The sequence below is a fragment of the Vibrio sp. 1F279 genome, assembly GCF_041439815.1.
Classification (GTDB): domain Bacteria; phylum Pseudomonadota; class Gammaproteobacteria; order Enterobacterales; family Vibrionaceae; genus Vibrio; species Vibrio tasmaniensis_A.
Genome location: NZ_JBGOOU010000013.1, coordinates 54,576 through 69,687, shown reverse-complemented (window position 1 = coordinate 69,687; position 15,112 = coordinate 54,576). Strand labels below are relative to the sequence as shown.

General features: G+C 44.0%; 13 protein-coding genes. 9 read left to right on the top strand and 4 right to left on the bottom strand.

Annotated elements, in window-relative coordinates; genetic code table 11:
- Positions 1-15: 15 nt before the first annotated feature.
- Positions 16-873, bottom strand: a complete 858-nt coding sequence (locus ACED60_RS11645) for a LysR substrate-binding domain-containing protein (RefSeq protein ID WP_371727573.1) — start codon at positions 871-873, stop codon at positions 16-18.
- Positions 874-979: 106 nt separating this feature from the next.
- Between ACED60_RS11645 and ACED60_RS11640 the strand changes: the two genes are divergently transcribed.
- The 8 genes from ACED60_RS11640 to ACED60_RS11605 all read left to right on the top strand — a co-directional run bounded on the left by ACED60_RS11640 (position 980) and on the right by ACED60_RS11605 (position 11,271).
- Complete coding sequence (locus ACED60_RS11640) at positions 980-1,303, top strand: putative quinol monooxygenase (RefSeq protein WP_017092743.1); 324 nt, start codon at positions 980-982, stop codon at positions 1,301-1,303.
- A gap of 3 nt (positions 1,304-1,306) precedes the next feature.
- Positions 1,307-2,281 (top strand): Gfo/Idh/MocA family protein, encoded by a 975-nt coding sequence (locus ACED60_RS11635; RefSeq protein ID WP_371727572.1) that lies wholly within the window; start codon positions 1,307-1,309, stop codon positions 2,279-2,281.
- Between the two features lie 199 nt (positions 2,282-2,480).
- Complete coding sequence (locus ACED60_RS11630) at positions 2,481-2,819, top strand: hypothetical protein (RefSeq protein ID WP_012600132.1); 339 nt, start codon at positions 2,481-2,483, stop codon at positions 2,817-2,819.
- A gap of 308 nt (positions 2,820-3,127) precedes the next feature.
- The gene (locus tag ACED60_RS11625) at positions 3,128-4,696 is read left to right on the top strand and encodes a hypothetical protein (RefSeq protein WP_371727570.1); all 1,569 of its coding nucleotides are present in this window, start codon (positions 3,128-3,130) and stop codon (positions 4,694-4,696) included.
- 361 nt (positions 4,697-5,057) lie between these two features.
- Positions 5,058-7,289, top strand: coding sequence for a hypothetical protein (locus ACED60_RS11620; protein ID WP_371727569.1), 2,232 nt, complete (start codon positions 5,058-5,060; stop codon positions 7,287-7,289).
- Positions 7,290-7,345: 56 nt separating this feature from the next.
- The gene (locus ACED60_RS11615; RefSeq protein WP_371701162.1) at positions 7,346-8,515 is read left to right on the top strand and encodes a glycerate kinase; all 1,170 of its coding nucleotides are present in this window, start codon (positions 7,346-7,348) and stop codon (positions 8,513-8,515) included.
- 201 nt (positions 8,516-8,716) lie between these two features.
- Entirely contained in the window at positions 8,717-10,168 is a 1,452-nt protein-coding gene (locus ACED60_RS11610; RefSeq protein ID WP_017100300.1) for a catalase, read from the top strand.
- A 230-nt stretch (positions 10,169-10,398) separates the two neighbouring features.
- Entirely contained in the window at positions 10,399-11,271 is an 873-nt protein-coding gene (locus ACED60_RS11605) for a patatin family protein (protein WP_371727568.1), read from the top strand.
- A 118-nt stretch (positions 11,272-11,389) separates the two neighbouring features.
- Here ACED60_RS11605 and ACED60_RS11600 read toward each other — a convergent pair whose 3' ends face one another.
- The 3 genes from ACED60_RS11600 to ACED60_RS11590 form a co-directional block, all read right to left on the bottom strand.
- Positions 11,390-12,382 (bottom strand): 2-hydroxyacid dehydrogenase, encoded by a 993-nt coding sequence (locus ACED60_RS11600; protein WP_012600151.1) that lies wholly within the window; start codon positions 12,380-12,382, stop codon positions 11,390-11,392.
- 224 nt (positions 12,383-12,606) lie between these two features.
- Positions 12,607-12,939, bottom strand: a complete 333-nt coding sequence (locus tag ACED60_RS11595) for a DUF1971 domain-containing protein (RefSeq protein WP_371727567.1) — start codon at positions 12,937-12,939, stop codon at positions 12,607-12,609.
- Between the two features lie 62 nt (positions 12,940-13,001).
- On the bottom strand, positions 13,002-13,805 hold the full coding sequence (locus tag ACED60_RS11590) for a ferredoxin--NADP reductase (RefSeq protein WP_371727566.1): 804 nt from the start codon (positions 13,803-13,805) through the stop codon (positions 13,002-13,004).
- Between the two features lie 341 nt (positions 13,806-14,146).
- Here ACED60_RS11590 and ACED60_RS11585 point away from each other — a divergent pair, with 341 nt between their 5' ends.
- Entirely contained in the window at positions 14,147-15,091 is a 945-nt protein-coding gene (locus ACED60_RS11585; protein ID WP_017100296.1) for an acyltransferase, read from the top strand.
- Positions 15,092-15,112 lie beyond the last annotated feature (21 nt).

Below are 15,112 nucleotides of genomic sequence, written 5' to 3'. Positions count from 1 at the left end.
TTCGTCAGCGCTTAGTTACTCAGAAAGAGTGGCTAACAAGAATTCGACAAAGGTTCGGTTCTTCAACGACAGTTGCTTGGTTTTGTAGAGCAAGTGAATCGGCTTAGGGAAAGGTGCCATGCCGGGCAAGATCTCCAATAGCATTCCACGCTCAATTTCTTCGGCAACTAAGATAGTCGGCTGTAACAATACGCCTACGCCTTGAAGGGCAGCATATCGCAACACATCACCATTATTCGACATCAAGCGCACACGCTCTTTATTCGGTGTGGTGTGAGGGGCTTGGCTGCTGTAACTGAATCCAAGCGATGGGTGCTGCGCCAAGTCTTCTAGTACTCTGATTTCAGCATGTTGGTTTAGGTAAGCGGGCGCGGCGCAATAACACATCTCATAATCCCCTAAATACCTTGCGACCAAGCTTGAATCGGACAGGTCGCCAATTCGCACAATCAGGTCAATGTCGGATGAATAAGGGTCGACAAGGTCATTATTCAACATCAGCTCAACGTTGATGGTTGGGTGATGTGCGAGAAATTTGGCCACGATAGGGGCGAGCACCTTGTTTCCATAGGTAACTGGGCAGTTAATTTTTACCGTGCCTTGTGGTTGGTTTTCCAAGGTTTGAATCAGGTTCTCTGCATTGCTGATGTCTTCGAGAATTCGTTTACATTCTCGATAATAAAGCTGCCCTGAATCGGTTAACGATTGCTTACGCGTGGTGCGGTGGATCAGTTGAGAGTTGAGGCTCGATTCAAGGTGGTGGACATGTTTACTGATCATGGTCGCCGACAAGTTGAAGTGGTTGGCGGCGCTACGAAAGCTGCCTTGCTCGACCACGTAAACGAAGACCTTCATGCTAGTTAACTTATCCATTAAACACTCACGGTTGATAAACAATAAACAAAACGTGAGTTTATCAATTATTAGGGGTTAATTATATTAATGGCAAACCGATAATTAACTAAAATAAGAGCGTGAAATGCCTCAGACGAATGAAACCATCTTTGTTACTGCAGAAATTAAGATTAAAACCAACATTGATCGTGAGGCTGCGATTGAAGCTATCGAGCAATTTTGCCGAGACATGCAAAGTGAGCCGGGCTGCCTACAAGCAATTGCAAGCTATGATCAAAACCAAAGCGATCGCGTTGTCTTGCTTGAGCAATACGTTAACCGTGAGGCGATCAATCAGCACTTTGTGATGCCTCATACGCAAGCTTTTATTGAGCGTGATATAACGGAATTAGTACAAGCATTTGAAACGCAACGTGGACCTATCAAAACACAAGAGCAGGAGATCTAAGTCATGAAATGGGGAATCCTAGGAACCAGCTTTATCTCAGGCGTAATGGCGGATGCGATCAAAGGCGATGCACAAAGTGAACTGTATGCAGTTGCAGGGCGCACAGAGAAAACACTCAATGAGTTTGCTGAGCAGTATCAACCAACACGAACCTTCAACAGCTATGAAGCCCTGATTGAAGATGAGTCAGTCGACATTATCTACATCGCGCTACCTAATCACGTCCACCACGAATACGTGATTAAAGCCGCTCAAAAAGGCAAAGCGATTCTGTGTGAAAAATCGTTATCGGTTGATATGGAAAAAACCGAACAAGCTCTGCAAGCGGTGAAAGCATCTAGCGTGTTCTTCGCAGAAGGTTTGATGTACTTACACCATCCATTGATTGCCAAGCTTCATCAAGAATTAGTGACAGGTGAGATTGGCGAAGTGCGCTCAATCCAAGGTTCCTACGTTGCGGCGATTGATCAGTTCGTTAACCCTGCGAGCAAAGGCGCGTTGTACAACCTGGGTTGTTATCCAATGTCGCTGATTCATTCTGTTGCGCAGCAGCAATTTGGCGAGAGTGTGTTCGATGATGTGCAGATCTCGGCAATCGGCCGACGTGGCCAAGATGGCAATATCTGTGAATCGTCGGCGATGATGCGTTTCAACGGCAGTTTTACCGCGCAAATCCACACTGCTGAAGATCACGGCTTAAAGCATGGCTTCACGATTCTAGGTAGCAAAGGCTGTATCACGCTCGATACCAACCCATGGCTACCGACTGAAGACAACACATTCACGGTTGAGATCTATGAGACGTCGACACGCGAAGTGAAAGTCGAAGCGCAAGGCGATGGCTTCCATTATCAAGTACGTAATATCCGCCAAGCAGTTGAGCAAGGTGACACACAACTTGCTGCCCCAATGGCAACTCACCAAGACTCTCGCGTGATCATGAAGTTACTGACTGATTGGGAACAAGCGGCGAGCTAAGATCTTCCTAAATCCTATATTCGCCTCATGCTTGATTGCTTCGTCAGTGATCAAGCATGAGGCGTTTCCTCTATATCTTCCAGTAGACTCTTCCCAATAAATACTTTGCATTTGAAACAGCCACAGTGTCCAATGTCGGTTAAGACAACATTGACCGAAAAACCTTATTTTTAAAGGTGTTAAATAGGAAGTTTGCTGCATGCGCAAATCAGATAAGAAGATCGAAAATCAAATCAGAGACGTGTTAACGGACGTGTGTGAAGACACGTTAAAAGGCTTCGATGGTTTTCTGTGGGTGACTCATACGGTCAATTTCTCTTCATTCCCGCAAAGTTTGAAAATCGTCTGCGTATTCGATACCAATCAGGATAGAACGAACTTCTTAGAGGTGGGAGGTCAGCAGGAGGTCTCTGTTGCTATCCAAAAGGCGTTTAGTCAGGTTGGGATTACATTGAAGAGTATCGATAAGCACGTCAGTTACGATACACAAGAAAATTGCGACCGCGACCATCAAGGGAAGTGGAACAAGAGGTTGTAAATAGGTTTGGGGGATCAGTGACCTGAGTGCTTAGGTAATGTAATGGCTGGGGGGCTATTTAGTTTATTTTAATCAATGGGGAAAGAACCGGGAATTATTAAATTTCGGTCAACCTAATATTAACAATACTTGTCTTTTTAAGCGCATGAGTTAACTCTATTTTTGAGTAAATATAATTGAGGTGAATGGGTGTCACGTATATAAGTATCGCTAATTGAAGCTGACGTATTTTTATGATTAATAGGTAAAAATACAGTTAGTCACTGAGAATATGTGTGTAGGCGCACTTGAACTTCAATGGTATTTAAATGAACAAAAATAAAATCACCCTAACAATCCTCGCAATTTTACCTTTGCTTTCAGCATGTGGTAGCGATAGTAAGAGTCCAGCCGCTACGACCCCTACGCCGGCACCAACCCCTGGGTTTACCTTGCCAAATGAATCGAAGTTGATTACCAATTACAATATCGATAGTGCTTTTAATACGGTATTCCCAAGTAACTACCAGATAGCGAAAGATGCAGGTTTTGATTACTTTATTAAAATACCGTTACGCTCAGATTCAAGTATTAGTATTACCATTCTTGCGACAAAAGGTAGTGATGAGGATCTGCGTCAAGCCATTGGTGTGTGGACTTCTCTTTTGTCCGAAAATGGAGCGAATACAGAACTGAGTAAGCTTGATGTCTTTAAATCGATAAGTCAGCGTCAGGGTACGCTTCTTATGGCATCGTCAGAAGGTGATATTGGTAATCTTCAGCAAGAGCTACTGAGGTTGTTGAAAGCGCGTGAGCCTAAACTTGCCTCAGCTACAGCTGATAACTACCTGCAGCTGATAGCTTCAGATAATGAGCTATTCAAAAAATATGGTTGGTTTGTTCATAGCCAAGCGCTTGGATATAACGAAACGACATACGTTGGTGAGACAGAGTATTTCACTGGTTATAATTCCGTTACCAATGTAGGTAAAAGAGATGCTTCAATAGAAGAAATTCTTCATATAACTCAAGCTCAAGGAATTGCCCCTTTGACCGGTGATGGTAGCAAAGGCGGATTACAAAAAAGAATTACTGCCCATAGCTTGAGTATTTTCAAAGATTATCGGTATGACAGCACAACAGGCTTATATGTTTACGAGGATAAAGACACTAGCAAAGATTATGTGGCTAAAAGTTCCATTTGGAGTCCACAAGCAGCAGGCGCAACTCTTGATGAAAAACGTGAAGAACAATGGGATGGCGATTGGGGCGGTGACGATATAGGTAAAGACCTAGGAATGCCTGAGCAGTATAAGATGGGGCAAACCTTTTCTCACGAGTATTTTGCCGCACTAGCAGACACGTATTACGGAATGTATGGTGGGTTTAATTCAGAGTTTGGAGGAATGGATAACTACCGTTACGTTACCCGAGAAACTTTGCCTAGTGATAGTACTGGTTTTGCTATCGTCAAAGAATTCTTGCCTGAATATCATCAGTATACGGCGCGGATTGACAGTTCAAAGGTCAATACGTATTTAAATGCGAACCCGTCTTTAAATAATACATTTAAGATCCAAATTTCTTCTGATGATAAAGAAAAGTACACCTTTAAATCTCAATATATTAAAAATTTGAAAATCGTAGGTTCTGAGGCTTTAGATATACTTGGAAATTCTCAGGATAATTATTTTGAGGGGAATTCTGCTAACAACACTTTCGATGGATCTGATGGTACCGATGTATTGAAGATTAATGGTAACAAAAACGATTATTCGATTGAAAAGCTGGCTGGTGGTGTGACAAAAATTTCTGGTAAATCGATTGGAACGGACAAGATTTCCAATGTGGAATACATTAAATTTAACGATGAGGTTGTTAAGGTAGACAAAATCTAGTTAAAGCGACTCAAGCACCTAAATATATCCCTTCTATTTATTCCGGCAAAAACCACTTACATCCGTAGGTGGTTTTCATCGATTGATACTGACACAGCAAGCCTAATCCCCCTCTCATTTGGTTTTTATAACGACCAACATAATCATTTTCCCCTTAAGCTGGCGGTAGTTTCAGATTGTCTTCATTCGGGTATTCGATGGCACACTTAAATGCTCGTTGAACCGGGTGGCTTAACGCTTGAACTATGAACTTTTCTAGACGATACTTTTTTCGTACATTGTCCTCAAGGTTGATGTTTAATGTGTTGATTTTAAACGAAGTATTTTGAATGGTAATGGTATCGATTAGGAAGTTTGAATCATGAAAACTTACATTTCTGGGCTGCTCACACTCATTCCTTCATATTTAATTACCGGTTATTCTTTTGCTGTTGGTACAGCGATTGTACTGCCAGGGCAACATGAATCCGGCGCTGATCTTTCGGGCTCCCCAATGTCTGCGAATGCTGTCATTGATTGGGAAATTGCGAACAGTGACCTCGTATTTGGCTCTTATGCAGATAAAACCGACAATAAGCGAGCTACGACAATTGGGTATATGTATAACCAAAAATTGGAGTTCAATTCTGGTTGGTTGGAGAACGACCTTCGTAATAACGCAGAATTACATGGCGTTAATTTTGAAGACTTCTTTCTCCATTTTTCTGAAGATACAGTGCTCGCAGAAGTTGATAACACCCACGGTGAAAATACTCTCTTAAGTGGAAAGCCTATGATCTTGGGCTATACAGCCAGTGAAGATCATGCGGGCTTTTGGCTGTATCAAGAGCCTCCTTGGGATGCTGATGTGTTTGAGAATTTCGAACAGGACGGGGCTTTGTATGTCTATCATGCTGAACAGTTCGAAAGGCTGACCTTTAAGTTCTCACAGTTTGCTGGCAGCGGCGAATTCTGGATTGAATACCCAACAGCGATTGATTCTCACGGAAGGGTTTCACAGTGGGAAAGGCTCGATGTAAAGAAAGACAAAACGCTCAATATGACCAAAAACCAATCGGTTATTTGGAACCTTCCGGATAACTGGGTAAGAGCCACAACTCATGATGGCAGTGGGGCGAGTTATGGTGGCGGCCAGTATTTTGGTTCAACTTTTTTGCGAGATGGTGGGCGCTTACACGTTGTGAGAGTTCGTTGGCAAAGTGAGAGCGCTGATGACAGGCCGCGTTTAAAAGAAGTAACACTCAAAAACAGCTTTCCAACCGTTAAGTTAACCGACGCTCCGACCACAACGCCTGATGGCAATGCTATCAGCCAATGGCGAAATATTCGTGGCTTTGACGTGTCTGCAGACCTGAATGGCGATAACTACTTGTCGCCAAGCGAGTATCGAAATCGAACCAATAAGAATGCGACAGCGCGTTTTCGTTGGGAATCAAGAGTGGTGCCATTTGGTCGAATGTGGAGCGCGAATTCATCTTGGTCGTTAACGAACGTCGCAAACGCGGATTATTTATCGGCCATTCATCGCTACTACAAGCAAAGCTGGGCAAGCCAAGGTTTGAATGGTGCATACAACGACGACACAAATAAACTCATTGGCTCGAACCAGTTCTATGTCCATTCTGGCGGACATGTTCAAGAGTTAGGAGCTGTTGCGGGTTCAATTCAAGCGGATGATCTCTACAAGCAACAATTTTCAGCGTTTCTCAAAAATCTATCTGTTTTAGAAAGTGATGCGTCTATTGGGTTGAACATTGGTACGGCGAACTTGCTAGGTCGAAATGGGCAGTGTCATCTTAGCGAAGCCGGGTCTTTGTATCTGAGAGAGCATTACATTTTTCCGTCTACTGGATTTAGTGGTTACTCGGGGATCTCTAAGTTCTGGGATAATTCTGCGCTCGCCTACAATGGACAAAGAGTTATTTTTCAGGCGACAACGCGTTACGGGCGAGTCCAGTATCTAGGAAATAGTGAAGAGAATTGGAAGAAAGACCAATACTCGACCCTAGCGATTTACCACCTCAATCGACATGCTCAACACAGCTATTTTAATCAGTGGAACAATAGTTACGTCTATGGGAGTGATAACACGACTGCTGACACTTTCTGGCAAAGTGGTGTCCCTAAAAATATCGCTTATCAACCAAGTTCGTTATTAGCCGTTGATTTGGGAGAGCCGAGTCATCAGGTCCTACAGGGATTTGAGCCAATTCCTTTGATGTTGTCGACAACGACACCTCAACCCACAGACTACACCATCGTTGGTGATTCATCGATGAGTGAAGTGGTGCATGCTGATCTGCCCAATGGTATGACTCACGTTCTACCTACGTTCACGTACTTTATGTATCAATCTAAAAATCAGGTGGCCGCTGGTGGCCCTGAAGATATGGTGTTAGCGAGAGAGTTCAGCAATGGTCGTGTGTTGTATCGCACGGATTTCCACGGTAAGAATTCGAGCTTTTATGAGGCAGAGAAGCTGATGATTGTATTGGACGTGCCGATGAAGCCTGTCGATGAAAACGGCAACATCGGAGAGTATGTGACTGAAATTCATATTGGCGGTTATGAAGGGCTGTTCTTGCTTTATTAGAGTCAATAGAATGAGAATAAGCTGTCAAAACGAATATTCAATTGGAACTCATCGCTATGAAAATTGTAATTGCACCAGACTCGTTTAAAGAATCTTTATCTGCTGTATCGGTGGCGGCGTGCATTGAAAAGGGCTTTCGTGAAATCTTCCCTGACGCTGACTATGTGACCTTGCCTCTGGCCGATGGTGGCGAAGGTACGGTAGATGTATTGCTACAAGGTTTAGCCGGACAAAAGCGAACAAATAAAGTCCAAGGGCCATTGGGAACATTGATTAGTGCTGAATGGGCGATGTTAGAACCGTCAGTTCAGAGCTCCAAGAGAACGGCTTTGATAGAGATAGCTGCTGCGTCTGGTTTAGACTTGCTGACACCAGAACAGCGCGATCCTTTGGTTGCTTCTTCTTTTGGTACCGGACAGCTGATATTAGAAGCGATAGAGCAGGGTGCTCAAACCATCATTCTTGGATTGGGTGGCAGTGCGACCAATGATGGTGGTGCAGGCATTGTACAAGCGTTAGGTGGTAAATTGCTTGATCGTGCAGGGCAAGAGCTCAGCCGAGGTGGCGCTGTGCTAGCGGATTTGGCTTCAATTGATCTTACAGGCGTCGATTCTCGTTGCTCCGATATTGAGTTGATTGTGGCGTGCGATGTGGATAATCCATTGTGTGGTGATAACGGTGCCAGCTATATATTTGGTCCGCAAAAAGGAGCGACACCTGAACAAGTCTTAATGCTTGATAAGGCGCTTGAGAATTTTGCTCAAGTTGCAGAAACGCAAGGTTATGCCGGTGGCGATGAGCCTGTTTACAAGCGCGTGGGTTATGGCGCAGCTGGTGGCACGCCGATGGGGCTTGGTTTGTTATTCAATATCCAAATTAAACCCGGCATTGAGATGGTGCTCGATGTTTTGCAAGCTGATGATCTATTGAAAGGTGCCGACTTGGTGATTACTGGCGAAGGGCAGATGGACAACCAAACTCTGCAAGGGAAAACGCCTTATGGCATTGCTAAACGAGCGAGCTTACAAGGCATTCCGATCATAGGCATTGCTGGCTCACTGGGAACAGAAGTAGAAGCACTTTATGGTGAAATGAACAGCTTGTTTGGTACGGTTCGTTCTCCTCAGTCACTTGACCAAGTTCTGCTAGAAGCCGAACTAAACCTTACCAGAACGGCGAGAAATATCGCTGCGACTCTGAAAGTAGGCCATGCGATCTTGAAATAAAGTGAGGTTTGACAATTGGTTACTTAACATCATGGTTCGATAGGTTTTATAGATAGCAACGATAAATAGAAACGATTATATTTTATACCATTAGAGGTCTATTCTATATCCATAATATTTTAGGGGCTTTTGAAAGGAAGCCAGTATAAATATCAAGGTGCACTCACTATTGCTGCACCTTTGGACCTTAAGGAATAGATCATGAGTAAAAAACTAACTACAGCTGCGGGTTGTCCTGTTGCTCATAACCAGAATGTTCAAACTGCGGGTAAGCGCGGTCCTCAACTTCTTCAAGATGTTTGGTTTTTAGAAAAGATGGCGCATTTTGACCGCGAAGTCATTCCAGAGCGTCGTATGCACGCGAAAGGTTCAGGCGCTTACGGTACATTTACTGTTACGCATGACATTACCAAATACACCAAGGCAAAACTGTTTTCTGAAATAGGCAAAAAGACCGACCTGTTTGCACGTTTTACAACGGTGGCGGGTGAGCGTGGCGCTGCCGATGCTGAGCGTGATATCCGCGGCTTTGCATTGAAGTTTTATACCGAAGAAGGCAACTGGGACATGGTGGGTAACAACACGCCGGTATTCTTCCTTCGTGATCCTCTTAAGTTCCCAGATCTAAACCATGCGGTTAAGCGTGACCCGCGCACCAACATGCGCAGTGCGAAAAACAACTGGGATTTCTGGACCTCTCTACCTGAAGCGCTTCACCAAATCACCATCGTAATGAGTGACCGTGGTATTCCTGCGACTTACCGTCATATGCATGGTTTTGGTAGCCATACATTCAGCTTTATTAATGCAGACAACGAACGTTTCTGGGTTAAGTTCCACTTCAAATCTCAGCAAGGTATTAAGAACTTGTCTGATGCAGAAGCGGCACAAGTGATCGGCGACGATCGCGAAAGCCACCAACGTGATCTGCTAGACAGCATTGATAATCAAGACTTCCCTAAATGGACACTGAAAGTTCAAGTGATGCCAGAAGCGGACGCAGCGAAAGTGCCATACAACCCGTTCGATCTGACTAAGATCTGGCCACACGCAGATTACCCATTAATTGAGGTGGGTGAGTTTGAATTGAACCGTAACCCACAAAACTTCTTCGCTGAAGTTGAGCAGTCTGCATTCAACCCGGCAAACGTGGTTCCGGGTATCAGCTTCTCACCAGACAAGATGTTACAAGGCCGTCTGTTTGCTTACGGTGATGCACAGCGCTACCGTTTGGGTGTTAACCATCAGCATATCCCAGTAAACGCACCTCGTTGCCCTGTCCACAGCTACCACCGTGATGGTGCGATGCGTGTTGATGGTAACTTTGGTAGCACACTTGGCTATGAGCCAAACAACGAAGGCCAATGGGCAGAGCAGCCAGACTTTGCAGAGCCAGCATTGAACCTAGATGGTGCTGCAGCGCATTGGGATCACCGCGAAGATGAAGATTACTTCTCGCAACCGGGTGACTTGTTCCGCCTGATGACGCCAGAGAAACAAGCGATTCTGTTTGATAACACTGCTCGTAACCTAGGCGGCGTGCCTAAAGAGATTCAGCTGCGTCACTTAAGACACTGTTACAAAGCCGACCCTGCTTACGGAGAAGGCATTGGTAAGCTACTTGAAATCGATGTAAGCGAATTTAAGTCGTAATCAATAAGTTTGATTAGTTAAATGAAAGGCCGTTGAGTGAATCACTCAACGGCCTTTTTTGATCATGCTGTGTATTAGGTGAGTCATGTAAGTCGTACCAATTACTTGAAAATTAGCACCATTTCTATTGATAGTTTTTGCCTATCAAATTAATAAACTCATCCCATTATATTTAGTTAGGGTAACGGATTATCCTACGGCTATCAGTTTATAAAGTAGAAGAGTTTGAGATGAGTAAGAGCGCATTAATCGTTGAAGGTGGGGCAATGAGAGGCATCTTCGCAGCAGGAGTATTGGACGCTTTTATGCAAGACGATTTCCGTCCTTATGATTTTGCTATTGGCGTATCTGCGGGTGTGTCGAATTTGGTTGGTTACTTATCTCAAGCTCCGAAGCGTAGCTACAACGTGATTACTACCATGGCGACGGATAAAACGTTCTTCAATCCTGCTCGCTTTGCTAAAGGTGGCAATTTGGTCGACGTTAAGTGGTTGTGGGATGAATCTAACCATCGTTATCCACTGGATTGTGGTGAGCTGTTCTCAAGTGTTCCTTTAATTGCTGCTGTAACTAACGTCGATACTGGCAGTGCAGACTACTATCACATCAAGCCAGAAAACCTTTCTAACGTGGTTGAAGCAACAACGGCTCTACCTATCGCTTACCGCGAAACGCCGTGCTTCTCTGGTGGTTGTTATACCGATGGTGGTGTAGCCGATTCAATTCCGGTTCGTGAAGCTTATCGTCGCGGCGCACGAGACATTACGGTGATTCTTTCTCATCCTTTGAGTTACCGAATGAAGCCTCAAAAGCATCAATGGATGCTAAAAAAACTGTTAAAGAAATTCCCAAACATTGCTGAGTCGATGGCGGTACGTGCTGAAAACTACAACCAGTCTCTGGAGTTCATTCGTAACCCACCCAAAGATGCGACCATTAAAGTGATAGCGCCGCCAGAAGCGTTTGCAGTGAAGCGTTTGACAATGGATCAAACGGTCTTGAATGCAGGTTATGAGATGGGTGTGAAAGCAGGGGAAGAGCACCTTGCCATTAGAAACGGTGTCTATGGCTTAGATACCGAAGATTGTCATTTCTGCGTTTAGAACTGTTTTTGAATGCGGGATAAACGAGAAGCCACGCTGTTCCCTTAGGACTAGCGTGGCTTTCTATTTCTAGATTGAGTCTATTACTAACTCAGTCTGCTATTAACTCAAGTTGTTGTTAAACCAGTTCGTTGCCGCTGGTGTTGCCAGTAAAGAAGGCATCAACACTGGTGAGCGTTGTATTGGCGATATTGAACAGAGCATCTTTGGTCAAGAAGGCTTGGTGACCTGTAAACAATACATTGTGACAAGCAGATAGGCGACGGAATACGTCATCGACAATCACGTCGTTAGATTTGTCTTGGAAGAACAACTCTTTCTCATTGTCGTAAACATCAAGGCCAAGCGCGCCAATCTTGCTTTGTTTCAACGCTTCGATTGCTGCGGTTGAATCCAGTAGTTCACCACGGCTGGTGTTGACGATCATCACGCCATCTTTCATTTTCTCAAATGCCGTTGCATCCAACAGGTGGTAGTTCTCTTTGCTCATTGGGCAATGCAGAGAAATCACGTCAGATTCTTGGTAAAGCTCGTCGAGTTCTACGTATTTAGCGCCCAGTTCTTTTGCCAATGGGTTCGGGTATGGGTCGTAGCATAGGATGTTCATGCCTAAACCTTTCAGAATTCGCATAGTTGCTAGACCAATTTTGCCAGAGCCGATCACACCAACAGTTTTACCGTGGAAGTTAAAGCCAACCAAACCCTCAAGAGAGAAGTTCGCATCACGAGTGCGTTGGTATGCTTTGTGTAGTTTACGGTTCAAACACATCATCATGCCGACCGTGTGTTCTGCTACCGATTCTGGTGAATAAGCAGGAACGCGAACCACTTGCAGACCAAACTCTTTGGCTGCATCTAAATCGACTTTATCAAAACCTGCACAGCGCATCGCAATCAGCTTAGTGCCGCCTTTCGCTAGAATTTCTAGCACATCTCGCGATAGGTCGTCGTTTACAAACGCACAAACGACTTCGTTGTCGTGCGCCATTTTTGCTGTTGTTGTAGTGAGTCGAAAATCGTGAAAATGGAACTCGGCGTTGAGTTCGCCTTTTGCAAGTTCAAATGATTTTTCGTCGTATGATTTTGAGCTAAAAAAAGCAATGTTGAGCATGGCTTCCTCTCTTACCTAAATATAAATAACCCGTCTGTTTTATTAATCTAAAATCGGGCTAAAACTAATAACTTTGTTCAGTGTGCTAGAGTTTTTTTGTCTTGTCTATCACCATTAGTCATTGTAATTACTATGGTTATTTTGTGTTTTATCTTCACTTCTTGAACATTAAAAATCACATTACGAAGTAGCTTGCTTATAAGTTCATCAATATTGAATGAACCTTACTTTCGGGTGTTGAACATCTTCTTAGTCTCTTTCTCAGACCAGAAGTTAATGTTGAATTGAGCGTCGTCACTCAGCTCTACTCGATGCCAATATTGAGGTGGGCTGGTGGCAAATTGCCCGGCTTGGATTGTGATAACGTTTTCTGGTTCTGTCGCGTTTGCATCAGCAAAACCATAGTAGGTGACGGTGCCTTCCATTACGCAGATCTGGCCGAATACACCTTCTGCGGTGTTGTGGTGATTAAGCAATGCAGCCGGTATGTTGTCTTTGGTGAAAAATGGCGTTGAACGTTGAATTTTCCAGTGTGACGGAATACGTAAATGACTCATATAAAACCTCTTGTCTGTATTTTGAATACAAGCTTTAGCTTCGATTGAATTGGTGACCGTGATTACCAGTAGTTTTCACTGCTGAATTGGCCGGGCTTTCGGCGTAAGTGCTTCTCGAAACCTAAGCTGGTTAGTGCTTCACTTGTGTCGCGAACCATTTGCGGATTGCCACAAAGGTAGAAAAAACTGCGGGTTTTATTGAAAGCGACAGACGTGGTTTGCTCAAGGTTGCCTCCAAGTAACAAGCTTGGGATTCGTCCGCGCAAAGTTCCGGTGACTGATTCTCTAGAAATAATTGGCACATATTGTAGTTTCCCTTGGAAGTGATTAACGAGTTGAGCGATACGGTCTCGATAAGTCAGGTCTTGTTCTGTTCTTACGGCATGAACCAGTACAAGGTTTTTGAATGACATTACTTTTTCGACATCTGAGCCGTTTTGCTGCTGTATCTGCATGCTTTCGAGCATTGAGATAAAAGGCCCAACGGCAGTCCCGGTTGAAAGCATCCATAGATCGTCGGCGATCTCTGGGATCTCATCTAAGGTCATAAAGCCGCTTGGGTCTTTGCCGACAAAGATGTCATCGCCTACCTTCAACTCATGAAGTTGAGGTGAAAGCTGCCCGTTTTGATCCTTAACAATTAAAAACTCAAGCGACTGATGACCGTGTTCGTGCTCTGGCGCATTCACCATGGAATAAGCACGTCTAACAAACTCGCCTTCACTGTTACGTAATCCCAGCTTAGTGAACTGCCCTGCTTGGTAGGGCGAGACTGGCGCACTGACTTGAAGAGAGAACAGTTGCTCCGTCCATTCGGTCTTGTGTACGACTTTTCCGGTTACTAAGCCATGAGGAATATCTGTCATATCATCACCTTTATTTAGAGAAGTTATCTCATTAAGGATACTCAACTATCTTACTTTTTGGAGTTGCATGTACCATGCCAATAATGAGAATGCTTATCAATACTGATCATTCGGTGGAAATGAACTTGAATGATGTCAAATAGACTTTGCACTATTGTGTCTAAATGACATCTTTGTTGTTTTTTGATGTGGCACTTTCAGATTAAGGGGAGAGATTGATTTGTGGGCACAGACCAAAATTAGTTCCGTGGTTTGACCCTTAATGTATTCACCAATAACTAAAGAGAATATTTTATAGATGAGTATAATGGCGGCTTTCGATCTCAATATAGCCGTGTTTTATGCTTGATAATCTTCGTATGGCCTTGAACGTGTTGTTCGTGACCATCAATACCGCAATGACTGCGTTTACCGTGAGCTTTTTTGGCCTCATCAAACTGATTCTTCCAATCTCTATTGTTCAAAAGTCATGTACTCGTTTAGCGAATTTCACATTTTGGTGTTGGGCTTCGCTCAATCTTTGGATGTTGAATGTGAATAACGATATCGAGTGGCAAGTTGAGGGCGGGGAAGACATCTCGACTAAGCAATGGTACTTGATGATGTCGAATCACCTCAGTTGGGCGGATATCGTGATTTTGTCTTCGATCTTGAAAGACAAGATGCCAATGACTAAGTTCTTCCTTAAGCATGAATTGCTGTACGTTCCTTTTGTTGGTTTGGCTTGTTGGGGCTTGGATATGCCTTTCATGAGACGTCACTCACGTGAGTTTTTGATTCGTAACCCTGAGCGTCGCAATGATGACTTTGATGCAATTAATAAGGCATGTACTAAGTTCAAATGGGCACCGACAACCTTGGTAAATTTTGTGGAAGGAACTCGTGCAAACCACGAGAAACTGGCGACAGCGAAAACACCTTATCGACATCTACTTAAACCGAAAACAGGTGGTGTGGCGTTTGCTCTATCGGCAATGGGCCCAATCTTGGATGGTATTGTAGATGTCACTTTGGCTTATCCAGAAAATCAGGCTTCTCCATTTGAAGACATGCTGAAGGGTAAAATGACCAAGGTGGTGGTGCGTATTAAACTGCACCCAATGGATGAGAACGTGAACGGCAATTATTTTGAAGATAAAGCGTTTAAACGTCGTTTCCACAGTTGGTTGAATAGTACGTGGAAAGAGAAAGACGACTATCTTGATACGGTTTATGGGGTTGATACGCCCTGTGAGGTTGAAACGACTGATGAACCTGATGTGGCTTATAAGAAACAAGAACAGTAAGCTCATACCAAATCGATAGCA

Bases quoted from the DNA above. Each gene is read 5' to 3' on its own strand.
- ACED60_RS11590 (WP_371727566.1), bottom strand. From the start codon at position 13,805: ATGACAGATATTCCTCATGGCTTAGTAACCGGAAAAGTCGTACACAAG.
- ACED60_RS11620 (WP_371727569.1), top strand. From the start codon at position 5,058: ATGAAAACTTACATTTCTGGGCTGCTCACACTCATTCCTTCATATTTA.
- ACED60_RS11615 (WP_371701162.1), top strand. From the start codon at position 7,346: ATGAAAATTGTAATTGCACCAGACTCGTTTAAAGAATCTTTATCTGCT.
- ACED60_RS11595 (WP_371727567.1), bottom strand. From the start codon at position 12,939: ATGAGTCATTTACGTATTCCGTCACACTGGAAAATTCAACGTTCAACG.
- ACED60_RS11640 (WP_017092743.1), top strand. From the start codon at position 980: ATGCCTCAGACGAATGAAACCATCTTTGTTACTGCAGAAATTAAGATT.
- ACED60_RS11635 (WP_371727572.1), top strand. From the start codon at position 1,307: ATGAAATGGGGAATCCTAGGAACCAGCTTTATCTCAGGCGTAATGGCG.
- ACED60_RS11585 (WP_017100296.1), top strand. From the start codon at position 14,147: ATGCTTGATAATCTTCGTATGGCCTTGAACGTGTTGTTCGTGACCATC.
- ACED60_RS11645 (WP_371727573.1), bottom strand. From the start codon at position 873: ATGGATAAGTTAACTAGCATGAAGGTCTTCGTTTACGTGGTCGAGCAA.
- ACED60_RS11625 (WP_371727570.1), top strand. From the start codon at position 3,128: ATGAACAAAAATAAAATCACCCTAACAATCCTCGCAATTTTACCTTTG.
- ACED60_RS11605 (WP_371727568.1), top strand. From the start codon at position 10,399: ATGAGTAAGAGCGCATTAATCGTTGAAGGTGGGGCAATGAGAGGCATC.
- ACED60_RS11610 (WP_017100300.1), top strand. From the start codon at position 8,717: ATGAGTAAAAAACTAACTACAGCTGCGGGTTGTCCTGTTGCTCATAAC.
- ACED60_RS11600 (WP_012600151.1), bottom strand. From the start codon at position 12,382: ATGCTCAACATTGCTTTTTTTAGCTCAAAATCATACGACGAAAAATCA.
- ACED60_RS11630 (WP_012600132.1), top strand. From the start codon at position 2,481: ATGCGCAAATCAGATAAGAAGATCGAAAATCAAATCAGAGACGTGTTA.